This window comes from Arthrobacter sp. NPDC056691, assembly GCF_042791415.1.
Lineage (GTDB): Bacteria > Actinomycetota > Actinomycetes > Actinomycetales > Micrococcaceae > Arthrobacter.
On record NZ_JBHTXX010000007.1, the window covers coordinates 64,854 to 85,987 of the forward strand.

20 protein-coding genes are annotated in these 21,134 nt (G+C 66.1%); 8 read left to right on the plus strand and 12 right to left on the minus strand.

Annotation, left to right across the window (positions count from 1 at the left end):
• Positions 1 to 119 precede the first annotated feature (119 nt).
• Together ACFRAU_RS08275 and ribA are read left to right on the plus strand one after the other, a co-directional pair.
• Positions 120 to 998, plus strand: coding sequence for a LysR family transcriptional regulator (locus tag ACFRAU_RS08275; RefSeq protein WP_377999515.1), 879 nt, complete (start codon positions 120 to 122; stop codon positions 996 to 998).
• A gap of 118 nt (positions 999 to 1,116) precedes the next feature.
• The gene (gene ribA, locus ACFRAU_RS08280; protein ID WP_377999516.1) at positions 1,117 to 2,988 is read left to right on the plus strand and encodes a GTP cyclohydrolase II RibA; all 1,872 of its coding nucleotides are present in this window, start codon (positions 1,117 to 1,119) and stop codon (positions 2,986 to 2,988) included.
• Between the two features lie 29 nt (positions 2,989 to 3,017).
• Here ribA and ACFRAU_RS08285 read toward each other — a convergent pair whose 3' ends face one another.
• From ACFRAU_RS08285 to ACFRAU_RS08325, 9 genes are all read right to left on the minus strand, one after another.
• Positions 3,018 to 4,184: a cytochrome P450 gene (locus tag ACFRAU_RS08285; protein ID WP_377999587.1), complete on the minus strand. Its 1,167-nt coding sequence runs from the start codon at positions 4,182 to 4,184 to the stop codon at positions 3,018 to 3,020.
• Complete coding sequence (gene bioD, locus ACFRAU_RS08290) at positions 4,184 to 4,858, minus strand: dethiobiotin synthase (RefSeq protein ID WP_377999517.1); 675 nt, start codon at positions 4,856 to 4,858, stop codon at positions 4,184 to 4,186. The genes ACFRAU_RS08285 and bioD overlap by 1 nt, the downstream gene beginning before the upstream one ends.
• Positions 4,855 to 6,012: an 8-amino-7-oxononanoate synthase gene (locus tag ACFRAU_RS08295; protein WP_377999588.1), complete on the minus strand. Its 1,158-nt coding sequence runs from the start codon at positions 6,010 to 6,012 to the stop codon at positions 4,855 to 4,857. Before ACFRAU_RS08295 ends, bioD begins: the two co-directional genes overlap by 4 nt.
• An 8-nt stretch (positions 6,013 to 6,020) precedes the next feature.
• Positions 6,021 to 7,406: an adenosylmethionine--8-amino-7-oxononanoate transaminase gene (locus ACFRAU_RS08300; protein ID WP_377999518.1), complete on the minus strand. Its 1,386-nt coding sequence runs from the start codon at positions 7,404 to 7,406 to the stop codon at positions 6,021 to 6,023.
• 17 nt (positions 7,407 to 7,423) lie between these two features.
• Positions 7,424 to 7,657: a hypothetical protein gene (locus ACFRAU_RS08305; RefSeq protein ID WP_377999519.1), complete on the minus strand. Its 234-nt coding sequence runs from the start codon at positions 7,655 to 7,657 to the stop codon at positions 7,424 to 7,426.
• Positions 7,654 to 8,703, minus strand: coding sequence for a biotin synthase BioB (gene bioB / locus ACFRAU_RS08310; protein WP_377999520.1), 1,050 nt, complete (start codon positions 8,701 to 8,703; stop codon positions 7,654 to 7,656). Before bioB ends, ACFRAU_RS08305 begins: the two co-directional genes overlap by 4 nt.
• Positions 8,704 to 8,911: 208 nt before the next feature.
• Complete coding sequence (locus ACFRAU_RS08315) at positions 8,912 to 10,330, minus strand: aldehyde dehydrogenase family protein (RefSeq protein WP_377999521.1); 1,419 nt, start codon at positions 10,328 to 10,330, stop codon at positions 8,912 to 8,914.
• Positions 10,331 to 10,359: 29 nt separating this feature from the next.
• The gene (locus ACFRAU_RS08320; protein WP_377999522.1) at positions 10,360 to 11,160 is read right to left on the minus strand and encodes a MoaF C-terminal domain-containing protein; all 801 of its coding nucleotides are present in this window, start codon (positions 11,158 to 11,160) and stop codon (positions 10,360 to 10,362) included.
• 66 nt (positions 11,161 to 11,226) lie between these two features.
• The gene (locus tag ACFRAU_RS08325; RefSeq protein ID WP_377999523.1) at positions 11,227 to 12,666 is read right to left on the minus strand and encodes an APC family permease; all 1,440 of its coding nucleotides are present in this window, start codon (positions 12,664 to 12,666) and stop codon (positions 11,227 to 11,229) included.
• A gap of 216 nt (positions 12,667 to 12,882) precedes the next feature.
• Between ACFRAU_RS08325 and ACFRAU_RS08330 the strand changes: the two genes are divergently transcribed.
• Complete coding sequence (locus tag ACFRAU_RS08330) at positions 12,883 to 13,491, plus strand: TetR/AcrR family transcriptional regulator (protein WP_377999524.1); 609 nt, start codon at positions 12,883 to 12,885, stop codon at positions 13,489 to 13,491.
• A gap of 40 nt (positions 13,492 to 13,531) precedes the next feature.
• Here ACFRAU_RS08330 and ACFRAU_RS08335 read toward each other — a convergent pair whose 3' ends face one another.
• Positions 13,532 to 14,839, minus strand: a complete 1,308-nt coding sequence (locus tag ACFRAU_RS08335) for a flavin monoamine oxidase family protein (RefSeq protein ID WP_377999525.1) — start codon at positions 14,837 to 14,839, stop codon at positions 13,532 to 13,534.
• A 35-nt stretch (positions 14,840 to 14,874) separates the two neighbouring features.
• Entirely contained in the window at positions 14,875 to 15,228 is a 354-nt protein-coding gene (locus ACFRAU_RS08340) for a cupin domain-containing protein (RefSeq protein WP_377999526.1), read from the minus strand.
• Between the two features lie 119 nt (positions 15,229 to 15,347).
• On the opposite strand from ACFRAU_RS08340, the gene ACFRAU_RS08345 reads away from it, so the two are divergent.
• The 5 genes from ACFRAU_RS08345 to ACFRAU_RS08365 all read left to right on the plus strand — a co-directional run bounded on the left by ACFRAU_RS08345 (position 15,348) and on the right by ACFRAU_RS08365 (position 20,472).
• Positions 15,348 to 15,932, plus strand: a complete 585-nt coding sequence (locus tag ACFRAU_RS08345; protein WP_377999527.1) for a TetR/AcrR family transcriptional regulator — start codon at positions 15,348 to 15,350, stop codon at positions 15,930 to 15,932.
• 225 nt (positions 15,933 to 16,157) lie between these two features.
• A complete protein-coding gene (locus tag ACFRAU_RS08350; RefSeq protein ID WP_377999528.1) occupies positions 16,158 to 17,321 on the plus strand; it encodes an amidohydrolase family protein in 1,164 nt (387 codons plus the stop codon).
• Positions 17,322 to 17,359: 38 nt separating this feature from the next.
• On the plus strand, positions 17,360 to 18,706 hold the full coding sequence (locus tag ACFRAU_RS08355; RefSeq protein ID WP_377999529.1) for a hypothetical protein: 1,347 nt from the start codon (positions 17,360 to 17,362) through the stop codon (positions 18,704 to 18,706).
• A 6-nt stretch (positions 18,707 to 18,712) separates the two neighbouring features.
• The gene (locus ACFRAU_RS08360) at positions 18,713 to 19,912 is read left to right on the plus strand and encodes a M20 family metallopeptidase (RefSeq protein WP_377999530.1); all 1,200 of its coding nucleotides are present in this window, start codon (positions 18,713 to 18,715) and stop codon (positions 19,910 to 19,912) included.
• Between the two features lie 95 nt (positions 19,913 to 20,007).
• Positions 20,008 to 20,472: a phage tail protein gene (locus ACFRAU_RS08365; protein ID WP_377999531.1), complete on the plus strand. Its 465-nt coding sequence runs from the start codon at positions 20,008 to 20,010 to the stop codon at positions 20,470 to 20,472.
• A 51-nt stretch (positions 20,473 to 20,523) separates the two neighbouring features.
• On the opposite strand, the gene ACFRAU_RS08370 is transcribed toward ACFRAU_RS08365, so the two are convergent.
• The gene (locus ACFRAU_RS08370) at positions 20,524 to 21,111 is read right to left on the minus strand and encodes an HhH-GPD-type base excision DNA repair protein (protein ID WP_377999532.1); all 588 of its coding nucleotides are present in this window, start codon (positions 21,109 to 21,111) and stop codon (positions 20,524 to 20,526) included.
• Positions 21,112 to 21,134: the final 23 nt, after the last annotated feature.

The window sequence follows — 21,134 nt, forward strand, 5'->3', positions numbered from 1 at the left end:
TCTTGGCGGGGGATGGGCAACGGGGCGGTGCCCTCCTCCCATCCAGTAACTCACCCGTGAGAGCATCCGGTCCAATATAATTTGCCTTGTAATTATTAGCGTCAGTCGAAAGAATCGCCATGGAACTCCGGCAGCTCAGGTATTTCCTCGTCGTCGCAGACGAGCTGCACTTCGGCCGCGCCGCCGAACTCCTGCACATCACCCAGCCGCCGCTGACCGTCGCCGTCAAGGGGCTCGAGCGCGAGCTTGGTGTCCAGCTCTTTGACCGCACCACCCGCCGCGTGAGGCTGACGGCAGCCGGCCAGGCGTTCAAGGAACGCATCCAGGCCGCCATGGCTGACCTGGACGACGCTGCCGGAGATGTCGCCGACGTCGCCGCCGGCAAGAGCGGCAAGATCAGGGTGGGCTTCGTCAGTTCCGCAAGCTACACCACGGTGCCCGAAGCCATCCGGGCCTTCCGCCATCACCGCCCCCGCATTGACCTCGTGCTCCACCCGCTCACCAGCGGAGAGCAGATTGAGCAGTTGCTGGACGGCAACCTCGACCTGGGCCTCATCCGGGACCCCGGTGACGTGCCCGGGCTGCGCCTCGAACTGCTGGGCGCGGAAGACCTGGTGGTGGTCCTTCCCGACACACACCCGCTGGCGGCGGCGAAGGCGGTCCGCCCCGCGGATCTTGAGGGGGAGCCAATGATCCTGTTTCCCTACCGGCTGATGCCCGGGTTCGTGGCGAGGGTGCTCCGGCTCTTCGGGACCCTGCCCACCCCGCCGGCCGTCGTCCAGCAGGCCATCCATCAGGAAACGGTTGTCGGCCTTGTCGCGGCGGGGTTGGGGGTCTCGGTCCTCCCTGAATCGGTGCAGCGGTTCCAGATGCCGGGAGTCACTACGCGCCGCTTTGTGGACAGGCCGCAGACGGAGCTTCACGTAGCCCGCCCTCTTGGCACTTCTCCCGCCGTGGATGAGTTCATCCGCTGCCTCAGGGGAGAGATTTCGGTATAAGTCCTGTGATCGCAGGTTGCACAGCCGGAAAAGTGAAATTACTTGAAGCTTGAACTAAATACCGCTACCGTTGATTCAAGCTTCAAGTAATTTTCTCCTGGAATGTCGAGGACCTCGAATGACCGCTTGTGTTGAAACCGCACTGCAGGCTGCGCCCCTGCCCACTGCCAGGCGCAGCCCCGTCAGTGTTCGCAGCCAAGTCACTGTGCCGCTGCGCTTTCCGGACGGATTCAGCACTACAGCTGAGGTGCTGACGTTCCGCGGCCTCGCGGACGGCAAGGAGCACCTGCTGCTCGCCTTGGGCCAGTGGGAACAGCAGCTCCTCGCACATGATGTGCCGCTGGTCCGGCTGCACAGCGAATGCATGACCGGCGACGTGTTCGGCAGCCAGCGCTGTGACTGCGGGCCGCAGCTGCGCGAGGCTGTGGAGGAGATCGCCGCGGCCGGCGGGTTCCTGCTTTACCTCCGGCAGGAGGGGCGCGGCATCGGCCTGTACTCCAAGCTCGACGCCTACGCCCTGCAGGACACAGGCCTCGATACCTACGACGCCAACCTGGCCCTGGGCCACGGCGAGGACGAGCGCGACTACACTGCCGCCGCCCAAATGCTGGACGCCCTCGGCGCCACCCGGATCCGTCTGCTGAGCAACAACCCGGACAAGGCCGAACAGCTGACGGCCCTCGGCATCGACGTCGCCGAACAGGTTCCCACCGGGGTTTACCTTTCGCCGGCCAACCACGGATATCTGGCGGCGAAGCGGGACCGTACCGCACACACGCTGGAACTTTCGAGGGCCGACGTCGGGCCCGTACCAGTGGTGCCGGTGGGCACCGTCCCCAGCCACGAGGAGATGCTCAGCCGCGTTGACGCGCTGGTTCCCCGGCTGCGGGAGCGGGCGGAGGAAACGGAGCGGCTGCGCCGCCTCCCGGAATCCACCATGAATGAGCTGAAGGAGGCCGGCGTGTTCCGGCTCCTGGCCCCAAGGGAGCTGGGCGGCTACGGCATGGGCGTGGAAACCTATGCCGAGGTTATCCGGCGGCTTGCCCGGGGCTGCGCGTCAACTGCCTGGACTGCCGGGCACCTGATCGAGCACGTGTGGATGCTGGCCCGCTGGCCCCAACGGGTCCAGGATGAAGTGTTCGCCAACGGACCTGATCCGCTGGCCGCGGCCACAAGCGCTCCCGTGGGCACAGCCCAAAAGGTCCCGGGAGGATTCTCGATCTCGGGCCACTGGAGCTTCGCGTCCGGGGTCATGCATTCGGAGTGGGCCCTGCTCTCGGTGCAGTCGGACGGCGTCCGGCTGCAGTGCCTCGTCCCCGTGGCAGAACTGGAACTGCTGGATGTGTGGCACACGGACGGGCTGCGGGGAACTGGCAGCAACGACCTGCGGGCGAAGGACCTGTTTGTGCCGGAGCACCGCGCCATGGACTGGACCTTGCTGAGCGCGGCGGACAACGCGGGCAGCCTGATCCACGAGGACCCGATGATCCACACCCCCATGGCCACGCTGCTGAACCTGGTGGCACCGGCGGCCGCCCTGGGAGCCGCCGAGTACGCTGTCGACGTCTTCCGGGAAAAGATGCTGGTGCGCAAGGTGAAGAACACCGTTGACAACCGGCAGGCGGATTCACCCCTGGCACAGGCCCGCTTCTCGAAAAGCTACGGACTGGTGGCCACGGCGCGGCTGCACTGGCAGGAGGCAGTCACGACGGTGGCTGGGTCCCATCAGCGCCTCCCATCAACGCTGACGGAAGACGAACGCGCCAGCTACCGGCTCTCCCTTGCCCTCGCCGGTGAGGCGGCGGAGGAAGCAGTACGGCTCGCCGTCGCTGGCTCGGGCGGGAGCGCCCACCGGCTTGCGCACCCCCTGCAGCGGATCCAGCGCGACGTGAACGTGCTCCTCAACCACCCGACCCTGAGCTTGGATCCGATCCTTGAGCAGGCGGGCCGGGGCCTGCTGGGGCTTGGGTTCACGGTTACTTCCTTCTAAATCGCTGCCCGGTTTCGTCCGTGCTCCGGTCAGCCCGGCGGGTTCATCACTCTGACGGTCCGGGGTGCCTGGAAGGACAGCAGCCGGATCCACTCGGGTTCGTGGTCCCGCAGCTGAATCCCCGGCAGCGCCGCCGCGGTTTCCTGGATGATGACGGCGGCCTCCAGTTCGGCGAGCTTGGCCCCGAGGCAGCGGTGGATGCCGGAACCGAAAACCAGACCGGTCGAAAGTCCACGCCCGGCCTCCTCCTGCGGGGGCGCGCTTTTGGGTTCGGTGCCTGCAGTGATCTGGTTGCCCGACAGTTCAAGCAGTATCTCGGTGCCGGCGGGGAGCCGGCCGCCGCCAAGGTCCGTGTCATGGGCGGTCACGCGGCGCCAGGTGGGAACCGACGATTCCGTCGCCAGCACGTGCCGGACCACTGACCTGGCGCCGGCTTTCGAGGCCGTTTCCCGCCAGCCCACGGGCGCCGCACCCTCCAGCAGCCGGAACAGCGTGGTGCTGATCAGCTGGGTGGTGGTTTCCTGGCCGGCGATCAGCAGGAAGTAGCCGAGCGAGCAGATCTCGGTCCTCGAAAGGCCGTGCCCGGCAAGGGACTTGAACAGGTTGCGCCCCGGAGCCGTCACCGAATCCGCCACGAGCCGGCGCAGCCAGACGTAAAACTCGGCGGCGCTGCTGGCCAGTTCAAGCTGCCGTTCCGGGCCAGGCCAGCCCCAGAACAGCTCCATGGAGTCGAGGCCCCAGCGCTTGAGGGCCGCAAGATCCCGCACGGGGAGTCCGAGCAGTTCGAGCATGACGACGGCGGGCGGAAACGCCGCCACCGTCTGCACGAGGTCCGCGTGTCCGGACCGGGCGAGCTGGCCGGCGGCATCCGCGGCCGCTTCCCTGGCAAGTTCCCGGATCCGCGGCTCCATGGCGGCCACGGTGGCGGGCGTGAAGAAACCGGCCACCACCTTCCGGATTCCGCCGTGCGTGCCGGTGTCGTTGCTGGCCAGCACGGGCGGCAAGGCAAAGCCCGCCCGCTGCAGTACACGCAGGGCCGGTCCCTCCAGCGGCGTCACCGCCACCAGCGCATTGGCGGGGCTGAAGTCGGCAGGACGGTGGAGGACGTCGCGGACCGAATCCGGGTCCCGGACCACGAGGTACGGGCACTTGGACGCGCGGGGAGCTTCCGCGGGGCTGGCCATCGCTGCCGGCATCATGCCCGCACCCCGTTCAGCCACGCGGCGGCGCCGGCGCGGAAGTCAGCCGGGGACAATTCGGAGGCCTGCTCGGGAAGGGCCCCGAGGAGGGGAACCCGCAGCTTCCGGAGCACCTGCCGGTTGCTGTGGTGAACCGCGCCGGGGCTGACGGGCCAGCTGCCGAGCACGGTGCCGAGGACATCCAGCCCGCGCGCGGACAGTGCCTCCAGGGTCAGGGCTGTATGGTTCAGCGTGCCGAGCCCCGGCCGTGCGACGACGACGAATGCCGCCGCCAGCAGCGACCCGAGGTCTGCCAGGGTGCCGCCGTCCGAATCCAGTTCCACCAACAGGCCTCCGGCACCCTCCACCAGGACGTGGTCGTGGGAGGCTGCGAGTTCGCGGATCCGGTCTGCGTGCGAAGCCAAAGCGGGCAGGGGCATCCCGTCATGGGCAGCAGCCGCGACAGGCGCCATGGGTTCCTGAAGGACGACGCCGGCTTCCGCCGTCACGCCCGCGAGCCGGACGATTTCGGCTGCGTCGGAGTCGCCGTCGGCGGCACCGGACTGGCACGGCTTGTAAACCGCGACGCTGCGGCCCGTAACGTGCAGGAGGGCGGCGAGGGCCGCCGTCGTGATGGTTTTGCCGACGCCGGTGTCCGTTCCGGTGACCAGAACGATAGGGGGCAGGTTCATGGAAGTTCCTCCAAAATGGCGCGCAGCACTGCGCAGCTGTCTTCGATTTCTTCGGGCGTGAGGGTGGCACGGGCGGTGAGCCGCAGCCGCGAGATACCGTCCGGAACGGACGGCGGGCGGAAGCAGCCGACACGGACTCCGGCCCGGCGCGCGGACTCGGCGGCGGCCAGGGCCGATTCGGCGGACGGCATGGGGATGGACTGGACGGCCCCCGCTGTCCGATCGGGGATTGCGCCGCGGCTGGCCAGGGCCGGCGCAAGTCCCGCGGCAAGGGCGCCTGCGTTGCCGTGCACGGAAGCCGCCCGCCACGGTTCGTCCCTAATGATCCGCGCCGCGGCGAGGGCAGCTGCGGTGGACGCCGGCGCCAGCCCGGTGTCGAAGATGAAGCTGCGGGCCCGGTTGAGGAGGTGGTCACGCAGCAGGGCGGATCCCAGGACAGCGCCGCCTTGGGAACCCAGCGCCTTGGACAGTGTGGCCGTCACGATCACGCTGGAATGCCCGGCAAGGGCGGTTCCGGCCACCGAGCCCCGCCCCTGAAAACTTCCGGCGCCGGTGACGCCGAGGCTGTGGGCCTCGTCGATGAGCAGCATGGCGTCGTGCTCTTCGGCCAGGGCCAACAGATCGGTGAGCGGCGCCTCGTCGCCGAGGACGCTGTAGACGGATTCGACGGCGACAATCGCCCGCGGTTCCTTACGGCCGGCGAGCAGCTTACCGGCGTCCTCAACGCGGTTGTGGGCGAATGATTCGGTGCGGGAACGGCTGAGCCGGAAGCCGTCGATCATCGAGGCGTGGCAGTGCTCATCGGCGACGATCAGGGTCCCGGGACCGCCAAGCGCCGTGATCGCACCGATGTTTGCCAGGTAGCCGGAGGAGAAGACCAGCGCCGCTTCCGTGCCGGCCAGAGTGGCCAGTTCCTGCTCGAGGTCCAGATGCAGCCGCGTGGTTCCGGCCACCAGGCGCGAGGACGTGGCGCCGGCGCCCCACCGCGACGCGGCCTCAGCGGCTGCCCCGGCCACCCTCGGGTCTGTGGCCAGGCCCAGATAGTCGTTGCTGGCCAGGTCGATGAACTGTTCGTGCGCGGCGCGGGGGAGCGGGCGGCGGACCTGGCCCCGGCGTTCCCGGACGGCGGCCTGCCGTTCGAGCCATTCGGCCATGGAATTGCTCATGACGTACTTCCGGACCGGGCATGAACTCGTTCCAGGACCCCGGCTGCCTGAACCGCGGTTACATGGACCCCGGTTTCATGGACCTCGGCGACCGCCGCCGTCATCCCGGCGGCGATCTGCGCGATGTCCGCAGCGGTGCTGATGTATGGCGGCATGGTGTAGACGAGGTTCCTAAACGGGCGGACCCAGACGCCGTGGCGGATGGCTGCCGCTGTGACCGCGGGGACGTCGACGGCGTCATGCAGCTCGATGACCCCGACGGCGCCGATGGTGCGGACGTTCCGGACCGCCCCGAGTTCCAGAACGGGCGCCAGCCCGGACGCCAGACCGGTGCCGATCCGGGCGACGTCGGCCCGCCAGCGGCCGGTCTCGATGATGCCGAGGCCGGCGTTGGCCACGGCACACGCCAGCGGATTGCCCATGAACGTGGGACCGTGCAGCAGGGCACCGGCGTGGCCGCCGGAAACAGCCGCGGCCACCTCAGCGGTGCACAGCATGGCGGCGAGGGTGAGGTAGCCGCCGGTCAGGGCCTTGCCCACGCACATGATGTCGGGCACCACGCCGGCGTGATCGGCCGCGAACAGTTCGCCGGTCCGGCCGAAGCCGGTGGCGATCTCGTCGAAGATGAGCAGCAGCCCGTGCCGGTCCGCCACCTGCCGGAGCGCCGTCAGGCATTCGGCCGGGTACGCGTGCATGCCACCGGCGCCCTGCAGCACCGGTTCGACGACGATCGCGGCCAATTCCGCCGAATGCGCGGCCGCAAGCTCCGCCACGTCGGAGGCCCACGCCTGCACCACTTCCGGGGTTGCCGACGCCGCCGCCGGAGGACGGGGCGCAAACACGTTGCCGGCGAGCATACCCGGGAAAGCAGAGTGCATGCCGTCCACCGGGTCGCAGATCCCCATGGCCGCGAACGTGTCGCCATGGTAGCCGCCGCGGAGGCTGAGGAACCGCTGCCGCTGCGGATGTCCGGACGCGGTCTGGAACTGCACTGCCAGCTTCAGCGCCACCTCCACGGCGACTGAGCCGGAGTCCGCCAGGAACACCCGGTCCAACCCGGACCGGCCCGGGGCGGCAGGGGCCATGGCAACCAGGCGCTCGGCCAGTTCCACCGCCGGGGCATGGGTGAGCCCGCCGAACATCACGTGGCTGAAGTTGTCCAGCTGCGTCTTGGCGGCGGCATCCAGCGCCGGGTGGCGGTAGCCGTGGATCACCGACCACCAGGAGGACATCGCGTCGACCACTTCGTGGCGGGTGCCGTCTTCACCGCGGAGCCGCAGCCGCACGCCGTCGGCCGCCTCCACCTCCCACAGCGGGAGGTCCGGGGAGGCCGGTGCGTAGGGGTGCCATAACCGTGCGCGGTCCCGTTGAATCAGGCCCATCGGGTGCGAATCCAGCGTCACAGGACCAGCACCCCGTGGCGCGAGCATTCCGCGGACCAGCCCAGCGGCGTCACCTGGACTTTCATCCGGCGCCGGCAGGCGGTGCAGTAGCGCGGCGGTTCCATGGCCATACGTTCGTTGCACCCGTGGTGGGCGGACGACGCCGGGTGGACGCCGCCGTCGGACGTCCCGCCGCAGTGCCCGCAAAAGGTACCGCCGGGTGAGCGGTCGGGTAGCGATACCTCGTTCACAGCGTCTTCTGGAGTTCCTTGATGGGCATGTTCAGCTCGACCAGCAGGTTCAGGTCCGCCGTTGCCGGGCGGCCGAGGGTGGTGAGGTAGTTGCCGACGATCACGGCGTTGATGCCGCCGAGGAGGCCTTCGCGGGTACCGAGGTCGCCGAGGGTGAGTTCGCGGCCGCCGGCGTAGCGCAGCACGGTGCGGGGCATCGCGAAGCGGAAAGCGGCGATGGCGCGGAGGGCGTCCTTGCCGTCCATGATGCCCTGGTTTTCCAGCGGGGTTCCGGGGCGGGGGTTGAGGAAGTTCAGCGGGACCTCGTGCGGCTCCAGGGCCGCAAGCTGGGCGGCAAGTTCGGCCCGCTGTTCCAGGGTCTCGCCCATGCCGATCAGGGCGCCGCAGCACAGTTCCATGCCGGCGGCCTTGACCATGTTGCACGTGTCGAGGCGTTCTTCGTAGCTGTGCGTGGTGACTACCTCGGGGAAGTAGCTGCGGGCTGTTTCGAGGTTGTGGTTGTAGCGGTGCACGCCCCACTCGGCGAGCTGGTCCACCTGGCGCTGGGTGAGCATGCCCAGGGAGCAGGCGATGTTGATCTCCACGGCTTCGTTGATGCGGTCGATCGCGAACTTGATCTGGTTCATGAGCTTGATGTCGGGGCCGCGGACGGCGGCGACAATGCAGAACTCGGTGGCGCCGGTGGCGGCGGTTTCCTTGGCGGCCTTGACGAGTTCCGGGATGTCGAGCCAGACGCCTCTTACCGGGCTGTCAAAGAGGCCGGACTGGCTGCAGAAGTGGCAGTCCTCGGGGCAGCCGCCGGTCTTGATGGAGATGATGCCTTCGACTTCGACGTCCTCCCCGCAGTGCCTGAGCCGGACTTCGTGGGCAAGCTGCAGTGCCGCCGGCAGGGCCGCATCCGGCAGGCGGAGCACTTCCTCTAGCTGCGCCTGTGTCAGCCCGACGCCGTCCTCGAGGACCTGCTGCCGGGCGGTTTCCAGGATGGGGTAGGTGCCCGGGGTAGTCGCGTGGCTTGTGGCTTCGCTCGCGTTTGCCTGAATCGTCATTGATGGGTCCTTTGCGTGTGATGGCTGCGGATATTCCTCCGAACTGACGCTAATTCCCCATCGAGGACAGGATTTTGTGGGGACCCGACAAGCAGATCCGCGGGACATTGGTCGGGTCCCTACTCTGGCGGCGAAAACGGCAAGGGCCGCCGTCGCGGTTGGCGGCGGCGGTCCTTGTGGTTTTGGATGTGCTGTTCTGTTGGTCGGGTTAGCCGTTGATGATTTGGGGGATGCCGAGGTGTTTGAGGCCTTCGACGCCGAATTCGAGGCCGTAGCCGGATTGTTTGGCGCCGCCGAAGGGGATGCGGGGGTCGACGGCGCCGTGTTTGTTGATCCAGACGGTGCCGGCCTGGATGCGGTTGGCGACGTCGCGGGCGGCGGGGAGGTTGGGGGACCAGACGGAGGCGCCGAGTCCGACGTCGAGACCGTTCGCCATGGAGATGGCTTCGTCGATGGTGGTGTAGCGGATGATGGGCAGGGCGGGGCCGAATTGTTCTTTGGTGACGAGGGGGTTGTTGTTGTCGATGTCGGCCACGAGGGTGGTGGGGTAGAAGTAGCCGGGCTGGTCGGGGTCGGGGTTGCCGCCGGTGAGGATCCGGGCGCCGGAGTCTTTCGCGGCTTGGACGAGGGTGGCGACGATGTCGTATTGGGCTTTGTTTTGGAGCGGGCCGAGGACGTTGTTTTCGTCCAGGCCGACACCCATGGGCATGGTGTTGGCGACGGTGGTGAGTTCTTCGCAGACGGCGTCGTAGATGGTGTCGTGGACGTAGAGGCGTTTGAGCGCGGCGCAGGTTTGGCCGGTGTTGATGAAGGCGCCCCAGAAGAGGTCTGCGGCGATGGTTTTGGGGTCGGCGTCGGGCAGGACGATGCCGGCGTCGTTGCCGCCGAGTTCGAGGGTGAGGCGTTTGACGGTATCGGCGGAGGAGCGAATGATGGCTTTGCCGGCGGCGGTGGAGCCGGTGAACATGATTTTGCCGATGGCGGGGTGTTCGGCGAGGCGGGCGCCGACTTCGCGGTCGCCGGCGATGACGTGCAGGACGTCGTCGGGGAGTTCTTCGTTGAGGACCTTGATCAGGGCCAGGACGGAGAGCGGGGTCATTTTGGAGGGTTTGACGACGGCGGTGTTGCCCATCCGCAGGGCGGGGGCGATCTGCCAGATGGTGATCATCATGGGCCAGTTCCAGGGGCCGATGGCGCCGACGACGCCGATGGGTTTGTAGTGGAGTTCGGCGTAGGTTTGGCCGTCGTCGACGATGACTTCGGGGGTGAGTTCGGTGGTGGCGGTGGCGCGGAGCCAGGCGGCGCAGGCGCCGACTTCGAAGCGGGCGCCTGGTCCGTTGAGGGGTTTGCCCTGTTCGCGGGAGAGGAGCCGGGCGAGTTCCTCGGCGGAGCGTTCGACGGCGTCGGCGGCCTTGAGGAGCGCGGCGGACCGGGCGTCGTGGCCTAGGGCCGCCCAGGCCGGCTGGGCGGCTACGGCCGCGGCCACCGCGGTTTCAAGGTCTTCGACGGTGTGGACCGGCGCCTGGCCGACGACACCGCCGGTGGCGGGGTCGAAAATGGTCCGGCTAACCTCGCCGGAGCCGGGGGTGGCGGTAATGCTGGCAAGCAGTGAATCGTAAGTTTCCATTGGTGTTCCTCGTGGAGTGGATTGTCCGGCTAGTGCTTGTGGTTGTCCTGCGGGTATCCGGTGGTGTTCAGGACGGTGAGCCGGGAGTTGAAAGGCAGGATCACAGGCTCGGCGGCGGGTTCGTCCCAGCCGAACATCCGTCCGATGGAGCGATGCTCGCGCAGGTCTATGAGGAGGACCGCCTCAACGGTCATCACTTTTTCGGTCCAGAAGAACAGGTAGAGGTCATCGCCAACGTCGAAGGTGAGGCAGCGGTCGGTGTCTGCGAGTCCGGCTTCGCCCCCGCGGAGGCAGTGCCAGGTGAAGGTGCCGGCGTTGAGGTAGATGTGTTCGTAGGTTTCGACGTCGCTGTAGCGGTAATAGATGCGCTTGCCCACCAGTCCGCCGGAGCGGGAATGGAGGGCCGCCGCACCGTCCACGTTTCCGTGGCTGAACCTGGTGGTGCTACGGGTCTTGCCGTCCTCGACGACGAAGGAGCTGACGGCCGTTGTGACGGCGCGGGTGTTTCTGTCGAGGATGATGTTGACGTTTTCGGCCAGGCGGTCTTCGCCCGTGACGAAGTCGATGATGAAGATCCCGGGCCGAGCCTCGATGGCCTTGTACCTGGCCGCACCCTGGTTTTCCTCGCCGCTTGAGCAGGTCCAGGTCAGGGAATGCGCGTCATGAAAGGTGTACGTGGCGGTGTGTGCACCGTCGCGGGCGAGATGCAATGCCGTTCCGGCCAGGGCTGCGGAGGCAGGCAGGGTCTGGTCCCCGAATCCGTCCAGCATGGTGGCCACGGAGGGCCACTCGTTCTCGGGTACGTAGTCCTGAATATCAGTCGCGGTCATGGTTGTCCTTTGGTTGTGAGGCTGGTTCTGGATGAACGGGGTTGGTTTCTTGGGGCGTCTGAGGCCTCAAACGATTTCCGAGGCGTAGTCGATTGACGGCTTCTGGGTTCCTCGGGCTATTCCTGCGACCAGGACGATGGGGATGCCGAGCAGGAGCCACCGGGCAACGCCGCCGGCGCCGCCGAGCAGGGCATCGTAGTTGTCCAGGGTCAGGTAGCCGATCACGATGAATGAAACGAAGGACAGGAAGGGTGCCACCACGGTCACCCACAGGTTGTCGCGCATCTTCGCTCTGGCAAAGTAGACGACGATCGCTGCCGATGTCAGGAGGAGGATGCTGATGAAGCCGGCGGTTCCGAGGGCGACGAACCACGCGAAGACTGTGGTGAGGGGGTCGGCTCCTGAGATCAGGAAGGCGCTGATAATGGCCAGGACGACGACGCCGTTGGCCAGCCCTGCGAACGTCGGGGCACCGGTCCTGGAGACTGATGCCAGCTTGGCGGGCAGGGTCCCGGCCCGGCCCAGGGCGAAGAGGTACCGGGCGAACATGTTGGCCAACCCCAGCATCATGGCGATGAAGCTGGTGACTACGAGGATTTGCATGGCGAGACTCAGCCATGGGCCGGCACTGCTCTGGGCCAGGTCGAAGATCATGCCGGCGGGGTTCCCGGCGGCTTCGGACTGGATGCGGTCGATGCCGACTGCTCCGCTGATGGCCCAGGTTGAAATCATGTAGAAGAAGCCCACGAAGGCGATGACCAGGTATGCGGCGCGGGGAATCGTCCTGCGCGGGTTCACGGCTTCCTCGGCGAAGACGACTGTCGCTTCGAAGCTTGTGAAGCAGGCAAAGGCGAACAGCAGCGAGATGCCCAGTCCGGGTCCCACGATGGTGGCGCCCGTGAAGCCCTCGAAGGTGAAGATCCCGAACCCCTTTTGGGCGATCAGCGAGACGACAAGAGCGGCAACGACGAGTGTTTCGCCCAGGATCAGTACGCCCAGAACCGTCAGGCTCGCATCCACACCCTTCATGGTCAGGGCGGTGGCCAGGGACAGCACGACGACGATCCAAAAGTACGGCGGCAGGCCCAAGCCAGTCAGGGTCTCGACGAGCTGCTGCGCGAAGACACCGAACTGGGACCAGAGCCCCACCTGGAGGCTGACGTACGTCAGGATCGCAATGCCCGCGCCGCCGGTGGCCCACTTCGTTCCCAGTCCCTTGGCGATGTAGGCGACAAATCCTCCCGCGTTGGTGATGCTGTGGCTCATCCGAAGGTAGCCAACGGAAAACAGGGCGACGAGCAGGGCCGCGATGACGTAGATAACGGGGGTTCCGGGGCCGCTGGCGGCGAACAGGACGGGGCTCGCGCCCACAACGGCCGCCATGGGTGCGGCAGCAGCAATGGCAAAGAAGGCCACCGCGACGACCCCCAGCTTATTGGGCCGCAGGCGGGCAGAGGTGGCCGTGGAGTCCTGAAAAGCGGGCATCTGCCCGGTTTGTTGGTTCATGATGTGTGGCTCTTTCGCCAGGGCATGGACTCATGATCCATGCGATGTGAGTACGTGGGGATGCCGGCCGAAGGCGCACCCCCTCGTGCGCGACTTCCGACGGAAGCGACTGTGATGAGCGGTACGTGAGCCGGATCACGGATAAAACTCTACAAGTGTTTAGTTTTGGGTGTCAAGGGTCACCAGTAGCCGTGCCGGCGGGGCTAAAATCGGCTTATGAGCCTGGATTCCCAACGATTGCCCTACGGGGATGGTCGCGACGCCCTGCTGGCGGCGGTCATTGATGTTGTTGCCGAGAAGGGCCTGCGGGGCGTGACCTATCGTTCTGTTGCCGCCCGGGCAGGTGTGAACCATACGCTGATCACGCATCACTTCGGTTCCATCGAGGGGCTGCTGGCCGCCACCCTGGAGTGGGCCGTGCAGCGCTCGATTGACGAAACCGGCCTTGCCCGCGTGGCGGATTTCGACGAGAAGTTCGCCGACGCTCTTCTGGCCTCGGTGTCCTCCGAGCCGGAACTGCAGCTTTTTCAGTTCGAGATGCTGCTCGAAGCCCGGCGAAAGCCTGAGCTCAAAGCCCTGCTGGACCGCCTGTATGACAACTACATCTCCACGGTCGAGACGGCCCTGCGCGAACGTTCCCTCGATACGGACGATGAACTTTCCAGGGCAGTATTCGCTGCGCTCGACGGGCTGATGCTCCAGTTCCTCACCTTTGGAAATCCGGCGAAGATCCGGTCCGCCGTCGTCCAGGTGGGCAGACTCCTCGAGCGATCGGGCACAGCCGGCGACGCGACCGCCGCCGGCCTCTCCCCGGCCGGGAAGTAATGCCCGGAGACCTGCTGCCGAGTCCGCATTTCGGGCCCGTTCAGGCGCTGCGCCCGTCAAGGATGCTCCGGGCTGCTTCCAGGCCGCTTTCGATGGCGCCGTCGATGAAGCCGCCCCAGCCGCTGGCATAATCCGAACCTGCGAAAAGAAGGGCACCCTGCGGCTGTTGGAAGCTGCCCAGGGACTCCGTCAGGAAGCCCGGCCGGTGCATGGGCCAGGTCTCTCCGGACAGCGGGTCGCTGGTCCAGTCGTGGCTGGCGACGTCCAGGACTTCAAGGTCCGGTGCGAGCAGGTCGAGGGCCGCCTGGACCTGCCGGACGTTGGTGGCGTCAAGGCGGGCGGTCTCGGGGCCGAAGGCAACGAGGATGGTGTTGCCGTCCTGGTCGTATTCGGCCTGGACGAAGTTCAGCGGCCATTCAGCGGCGCCGAGGGCAACAAAGGGGGTGACCTTTCCCTGGACCGTTATCCACACCTTGATGCCCCTGGAGACCTGCCCCTCGGTGATGGCCTTCCGGCCGGGTGCCGGCAGGGGAGGATCGAACACCATGGAGCCCATGGCGCCGAGTGGAAGCGTGCAGATCACGTATTTTGCCTGGAACTCCTCGCCGTCGCTGGCAATGACCGTAGCGTTCTCGTCGGTGCAGTTGATGGCCGAAACTGTCTTCCCGAGACGGACGTCCGTGCCGGCGGCAATGCCGTTGATCAGTTCGCCGGTGCCGCCTTCAATCTTGAACGTGGCGCAGGCCTCAAAGTTGACCAGCCAGTCGCCGTTAGTGAGCGCGACCCACCGCAGGGCCTGGGTGTAGGCGGCATTGTCGATGGGGCCGTTGAAATCAAGCGCCCAGAAGGATTCCAGGATGTCTCGCGAGTCTTCCGTGATCTGCAGTTCAGCGAATCTCTCCGGCAGGGAAACATGATCGATGCCCTTAATGTCGTGGTTGGTGAACGGAGCGAAAGGCTGCGGGAAGTACTGGCGTGCCTGTTCCACCAGCTTGCGGTTGGGGGCATCGATTTCACGCAGCAGCTCGTCCGGGGTGCCCTCGTGCCGTGCACCGCCCGCCCACCAGTAGGCACGTTCCGGGACGGGGCTCTGAACGGTGCCGAGCCCGTAGCGCTTCATTTCCGCCCAGACATGGGGCTGGGTCCAGTGGACCCAGGTGCCGCCGATTTCCAGGGGGCGGCCAAGCCGGTCGTCGAGCCAGGTACGGCCCCCGATCCGGTCCCGCGCCTCAAGAACGATCACGGACAGGCCAGCCTGGCGCAGTTCACGGGCTGCTGTGAGGCCGGCGAAGCCTGCGCCGATTATGACGACGCCGGTCTGCTGGGTGTTGTTGTTGGTGGCAGTCACGGTGAGCCTTCTGTTTCAGATCTTCTTGTTGCCGGTCAGGAGTAGACGAAGAATTCGGTGGTGTCTTCAACAACCGTCCACCGGGTCTGTGCACCCTTGTTGAATGAAGCGGCCGAGCCGGGCAACAGGTCGAAGCTTTCGCCGCCCACGACCTGGATATGCAGGTGGCCTTCGATGATGTGAAGGGTCTCGTCCGCCTCGATCAGCAGGTCAAACGGCTCGGGGGCCTCTTCGGTAGTGACGTGCCAGAAGCCGGCGGACAGTGCTGGACGGCCGCCGTCTCCGGGGCGGCGCACCCACTGGACCTGGCCCAGGATAAAGGGCTCATACTTCTGCGGATCAAGGGCATCGTGGGCGGTGAATTCGACGGCGTTCGTGGACGTGGACATGGGTTCCTCCTTGGCATTTTGAATAACTCAGCACTTGCTTAGTTGTGTGCTGCAGCACAGCTAAGCATTTGCTGAGGTTTGAAGTCAATACCCTGTTGCCAGCGGTTAGAATCGGAGGCATGAGCGGGCAAAAACAGAACGGCTACGGCACAGGGCGGGAGGCTTTGCTTGCCGCCACCGTGCACGTGGTGGCGCGCAAGGGACTGCGGGGCCTGACATTCCGTGCTGTTGCCGAGCATGCCGGCGTCAATAACACTCTGGTGGTCCATCACTTCGGCAAGCGGGACGCCCTGATCGAGGCAGCACTCGAATGGTCCGTGGAGCAGTCGATCGGGCTGTCACAGCTGGAAGCGCTCCCCGCCACCGAGGAGGAGTTCTGCCAGCGCATCCTGTCCCTGATTGAGGACAACCCCGACATCCAGATTTTCCAATACGAAATGATCCTTGAGTCGCGGCGGCGGCCCGAACTGGCAGGGCCTGTGCGGCACCTTTACGAAAGCTACATTGCTGCGCTCTCGGACGGCCTGCAGCGGATCGGCTTCGGCGGCCGGGAAGGTGCTGCCCAGGCCGCTTTCGCGGCGCTGGACGGCCTGGTGCTCCAGCTCCTGGCCGGCGCCAACCCCACGGGCGTCGAGGCGGCCATTCGCTACCTTTGGGCCGCTTTGGGCGGCCACATAAACACCCCGGCGGTCAACGCCAGCTGATATCGGACGGAGTCCAGCATGCGCGTTCTGGTGGTGGATCACCTCAGCCCCGACGGCGTTCTGCAAGGGCCGGGCCGCCCCGACGAAGACACGGGCCGGACGACCAGGCGCACCGGCTGCGCCTGGTGGAGTGCGCGGCCACCGGGACGGGCGTGCTGATGGTGACGTATCGGCCGGCCTAACGGCTTTCTTCCCGGTGACATCGGCTCCATACTCGATCTAGGTGTGGCCAAACACGACCAGTTGGCGGTGATCATGACGGACACGGGCAGCCGCAGGATCGACCTGCCCCTGATCGACCACCACTGCCACGGCGTTGTCGACGGCGAACTGGGCGATGACGGGTTCAGGACCCTGGCCACGGAATCCGACTGGCCGGGCCCGGCAGGCACAGACAGCCTCGATTCGCCCTTCGGCTTGGCGGTACGGCGCGTCTGCGCCCCGGTCCTGGGACTCGATCCCCTTGCGCCGCTGGATGAATACCTCGCGCACCGCCACGCCATTGGCGCCGCTGAAGCCAACAGGCTGCTGCTTCGCAGCACCGGAACGTCCGACTACCTCATTGACACGGGCATACGGGATGCACGGCTTCTTGACCCGGCCACCATGGCGACGCGTGCTGATGCCCGGGTCCGCGAGATCGTCCGCATCGAGAGAGTAGCCGAGGACCTCGCGTCCGGGTCCACCGCAGCCGGCTTCGTTGCGAAGTTCCCGGAGACGCTGGCGGCCAGAACCCGGGAGGCCGTGGGAGTGAAATCCATCATTGCCTACCGCCACGGTTTCGACATCCCGGCAGAGCGTCCATCCGGGCGGGATGTGCTTCAGGCGGCCGGCGAATGGTTCCGTACAGCCGAGAAGACCGGACGCGCCAGGATCACCGACCCCGTCCTTCTGAGGTTCGGGCTTTGGACGGGGATCGACACAGGCCTTCCCGTCCAGCTCCACACGGGATACGGCGACTCGGACCTCCAGCTCTTCCGGGCTGATCCATCGCGGCTCAATCCACTCTTCCATGCGACCAGGTCACTGGGGGTCGATTTCATGCTGCTGCACTGCTACCCCTTCATCAGGGAAGCAGGCATCCTCGCCCAGGTCTTCCCGCACGTCTATCTGGATGTGGGCCTGGTTTCGCATTACCTGGGCCCAAGTGCCGGTGCCGCCATCCGCCAGGCGATGGAAATCGCGCCTTTCAGCAAGGTCCTGTACTCGTCGGATTCGTACGGCCTTGCCGAGCACTACGCCGTCAGTGCCGCCAGCTGGCGGACGTCATTCGCAGCGCTGATGGACGACTGGGTTGCCTCGGGCTGGGCAACCACGAACGACGCCGAAAGAATTGCCACGATGGTCGCCTCGGAAAACGCCAGGCGCGTCTACAACTTGAATCCCTGAAGCCCAATGCCGATCGCCTGAACAACGAAAGGAAAGCTGTGACTTCAAATCCAAAGGCGGACCTGGATCTCCAGCAGGTCAGGGCACTTGTCATTTCCTGCCTGGATAACGCAGGCGTATCCAGGGTCAAGGTTCTGCCCGCGACCAAGGTGGAAGATGCTTTCCACAACGGTTGCGGCGTCTCGGTGAGCGTCGGAGTCCTGTTGGCCGCCGATGACCATGTCACCCGGTCGTCCGGGATCGATCCCATTGTCGGTGACCTGCGCGGAATGCCGGACCGCTCAGGAGTTGCCGTCATCGACAAGGCAAGCGGCCTCGCCTGGGCGCCGGCCGACCTGGTGGACCTGCACGGTGCCCCTTATCCAACCTGCCAGCGCACGGCACTCAAACGCGTTGTTGCCGAGTGGGCAGCGGCCGGACTGGAGGTTTCGGCAGGCGTCGAACTGGAGTTCACAGTGTTCAGCGGGACCCAGGATGCGCCTGTCCTGGCACACAGTGGTCCGGGCTACGGCGCGGCGGCATTCCTGCAGCTGGAGGCCTGGAATCTGGACGTGCTGGCATCGCTTGTGGAGGCCGGCGTTCCGGTTGAACAGATCCATCCCGAGTATGGCCGGGGCCAGGTGGAAATAGCCCTGGCACCGCGGAACCCGGTTCAGGCCGTGGACGATTATCTTCTGGCCCGGTTCATCGTCGCCAGGGTTTCCCGCCGGCATGGATTGCTCGTTTCCTACGCGCCAATAGCTGATTCCACTACTGCGACCAACGGATGCCACATCCATTTCTCCGCGCGGAACGTAGACGGGAATGTGTTCTACGACGCTGCCGCCGTGACGCAGATGAGCCCGGCAGGAGAGAGCATGATCGCAGGCGTCCTCGCCAGGCTGGCGGAAAGCTCGTCATTGCTGGGAGGCAGCGCCCTGAGCCTGGCCCGGCTTCAACCCCAACAGTGGGCGGGGAGTTTTATCTGCTGGGGCACGGGCAACCGCGAGGCCGCCGTGCGCTTCGTGCCGGGCCTCAAGGGCTACGAGGACAAGCAATCGAACGTGGAAGTGAAATGCTGCGACGGTTCAGCCAACCAGTACCTGGCCGTTGCAGCAATTCTTGCCAGCGCGCTGGAGGGCTTCAGGGAACAGCAGCAACTGCCCGCCGAGGTCACTGTCGACCCGGGGACATTGAGCGAGGCGGAGAGGGAACGCGCCGACATCCGGGCATTTGCCCCTGATATGTTGACGGCCCTGGACGGTCTTGACGGCAGCAGCTTCCTCCGCACTGCCTTGGGCCATGATGTGGTGGACTCCTATGTGGCAGTGCGGCGGGGCGAAGCCGAGCGTTTTGCCAGGCTCGACCGTGAGGCCGTGATTGCCGCCCTCCGCTGGCGGTACTAGCCGGCGATGAACCGTACAGCGGCATTCGACACTGGGCCTGCATCCAACACAGATCCTGCGTTCGCGCGCCTGGCCACCGAGGTGCAGAACGTTCAGGTGCTGTACCGGCAACTGCATGCCCAGCCCCGGGTCTCGGGGGACGAGGGCCACACCCTGGCCACGCTCGTGAACGAGCTGCCCGACTCATTCCGTAAGGAAATACTGGCCGGAGACATCGGCATCGTCCGCCTCGGTGGCGCCGGTGCCGCCGTCGCAATCAGGGCGGAGATGGACGCCCTGCCCATCGTGGAACGGACAGGCCTTCCCTGGGCCGCCACCAATGGGGCCATGCACGCCTGCGGACATGACGTGCACATGGCGGCATTCATTGCCGTTGCCCGCACTGTTGCTTCGCTAATCCCACTGCCGGCTCCGCTGGTGGGCATTCTCCAGCCCAGGGAAGAAGTCGGTGAATCCGGGGCCCGCGATGTACTGCGGGCCGGGGTGCTGGAGGCCCAGGAGGTGGGGGCCGTTATCGGAGCCCACCTGCAGCCGGCCCTGGATTCCCTGGCCTATTCCTGCACGCCGGGACCGGTCAATGCCGCCGCCGATGAATTCGAACTGGTCATCACCGGCCAGTCTGCGCACGGCGCCTACCCCCACCATTCTTCCGACGCCCTCCTCGCCGCCAGCGCCTTTGTGGTTTCCTGCCAGCAGATCGTTGCACGCAACGTCGATCCCACCGTGTCGGCGGTACTCACCGTCGGGACTTTCAGTGCCGGCGTCAGCCCCAACGCGATCCCGGAAGAGGCAACGGTTACGGGGACCATCCGCACCATGACGGAGCCGCAACGGCAGATGATCCACAACCGTCTCCGCCAGGTGGCCAACGGAGTGGGCATGGCCCACGACTGCACGGTGCGCCTGGAGATCAGTAAGGGCGAACCGATCCTGGAAAACGACGCCGGACTTGCCGCCGAAATCGGACGCCGGCTTGGCGCCCGGGGGAATGAACTCCGTGAATTCCGTTCCTACGGTTCGGATGATTTTGCGTTCTACGCTTCGGCGGCGCGGGCAGCGATAATCTTTACCGGGACGCCGGCTGCGAGCGGAACCCTGCACGCCAGTACATTCGCGCCGGATGAACAGGCCGTCAGCCGTGTCGCCACAGCCATGCTCACCGGGTACCTTGCTGCCGCCCGGATGCTCGGTCAAGGCAGGGCATGACGTCGGCTGCGGCCTATCGGTCAGGAATCGAGAAGCCGGGCCGCCGCGGTGGACATTAGGGTGAGGAGTGCGATGAATCATAACCAGGAGGGCGCATGCCATACACCGTAGATTTCCAGAACGTGTCCACCGTTGGGCTGGAGTCGTCCCCAGTGGCAGACGCGCTGGCGGGACTGCGCGCCAACGAGGCACGTTATTACAAGAACAAGTACGATCACGCGTTCACCGTCGAGCCCGCCGGCGACGCGCCGGAGACGCTCGACTGGGTAAACCGCGTCCTTTCCAACGAGCGCAACATCGTCTTCTCAGCCCGTCCGCTCGAGGTTACTTCCTTCGAAGTGGACGGCCTTCGGATGGCATATGTGTTCTACGAATCCGGGCTGGCAGTCAACGTGATGTACGGCATCGAACCGGGAGCGAAGCGCGCAGTCGGCTTCAAGCTCTCACAGGGCATGGAGGTTCCCGAGGAACTTGCAGCCAGCTTCAAGTTCGCGCGCCAAAAGTCGAAGCTGGCCGGGGAGATCCGCGGCTCCTACTTCGTGATCAAGGGCGAGTACTAGCGTGTACTAAGCAGCCCCACCAGGGCGACTGCCCGCCGTCGTAAGTGTCCGTTAACCGGCGGCGGGCGCCTTGGCGGCCTTGGCGGCGGCCTTGGCTGCCTGCTTGCTGGCGCGAACCTTCGTCAGCGACTCCGGATCCACGATGTCAGCCACCGAGAGGTACGAACCCTCCGCGCCGTAGTGGCCCGCTGCCTCACGCCAGCCCGGCGCCTGGAGTCCGCACTGCTTGCCGAGCAGCGCCAGGAAGATCTTGGCCTTCTGCTCGCCGAATCCGGGCAGTGCGTTCAGCCTTCGGAGGACTTCCTTGCCGTCCGGTTCGTCCCGGGTCCAGATGGCCGTTGCCTCGCCGCCCCACTCGCTTTGCACGGCCTCGGCGAGCGCCTGGACGCGGCCGGCCATGGAACCGGGGAAGCGGTGGACTGCCGGACGTTCCTTGAAGACCTCAACGAAACCTGCCGGGTCATGTTCGGCCACGGCGGCAGGACTGATGGAGCCGATGCGCGCGCGGATTTTTTCGGGTCCGGCAAAAGCCGACTCCATGGTCACCTGCTGGTCAAGCAGCATGCCGGTGAGCAGCGCGAAGGCGTCATCGCTGAGCAGTTTGTCGGCGGCCTCGTCGCCGGTGATGTGCAGTTCCATGCGCCCATCCTCCCACTTCCGGC

Coding starts and splice junctions, on each gene's coding strand:
- ribA (WP_377999516.1), top strand. CDS start 1,117: ATGACCGCTTGTGTTGAAACCGCACTGCAGGCTGCGCCCCTGCCCACT.
- ACFRAU_RS08320 (WP_377999522.1), bottom strand. CDS start 11,160: ATGACCGCGACTGATATTCAGGACTACGTACCCGAGAACGAGTGGCCC.
- ACFRAU_RS08285 (WP_377999587.1), bottom strand. CDS start 4,184: ATGCCGGCAGCGATGGCCAGCCCCGCGGAAGCTCCCCGCGCGTCCAAG.
- ACFRAU_RS08365 (WP_377999531.1), top strand. CDS start 20,008: ATGCCATACACCGTAGATTTCCAGAACGTGTCCACCGTTGGGCTGGAG.
- ACFRAU_RS08360 (WP_377999530.1), top strand. CDS start 18,713: ATGAACCGTACAGCGGCATTCGACACTGGGCCTGCATCCAACACAGAT.
- ACFRAU_RS08340 (WP_377999526.1), bottom strand. CDS start 15,228: ATGTCCACGTCCACGAACGCCGTCGAATTCACCGCCCACGATGCCCTT.
- ACFRAU_RS08325 (WP_377999523.1), bottom strand. CDS start 12,666: ATGAACCAACAAACCGGGCAGATGCCCGCTTTTCAGGACTCCACGGCC.
- ACFRAU_RS08275 (WP_377999515.1), top strand. CDS start 120: ATGGAACTCCGGCAGCTCAGGTATTTCCTCGTCGTCGCAGACGAGCTG.
- ACFRAU_RS08300 (WP_377999518.1), bottom strand. CDS start 7,406: ATGGGCCTGATTCAACGGGACCGCGCACGGTTATGGCACCCCTACGCA.
- ACFRAU_RS08315 (WP_377999521.1), bottom strand. CDS start 10,330: ATGGAAACTTACGATTCACTGCTTGCCAGCATTACCGCCACCCCCGGC.
- ACFRAU_RS08370 (WP_377999532.1), bottom strand. CDS start 21,111: ATGGAACTGCACATCACCGGCGACGAGGCCGCCGACAAACTGCTCAGC.
- bioB (WP_377999520.1), bottom strand. CDS start 8,703: ATGACGATTCAGGCAAACGCGAGCGAAGCCACAAGCCACGCGACTACC.
- ACFRAU_RS08345 (WP_377999527.1), top strand. CDS start 15,348: ATGAGCGGGCAAAAACAGAACGGCTACGGCACAGGGCGGGAGGCTTTG.
- ACFRAU_RS08330 (WP_377999524.1), top strand. CDS start 12,883: ATGAGCCTGGATTCCCAACGATTGCCCTACGGGGATGGTCGCGACGCC.
- ACFRAU_RS08295 (WP_377999588.1), bottom strand. CDS start 6,012: ATGGCCGAATGGCTCGAACGGCAGGCCGCCGTCCGGGAACGCCGGGGC.
- bioD (WP_377999517.1), bottom strand. CDS start 4,858: ATGAACCTGCCCCCTATCGTTCTGGTCACCGGAACGGACACCGGCGTC.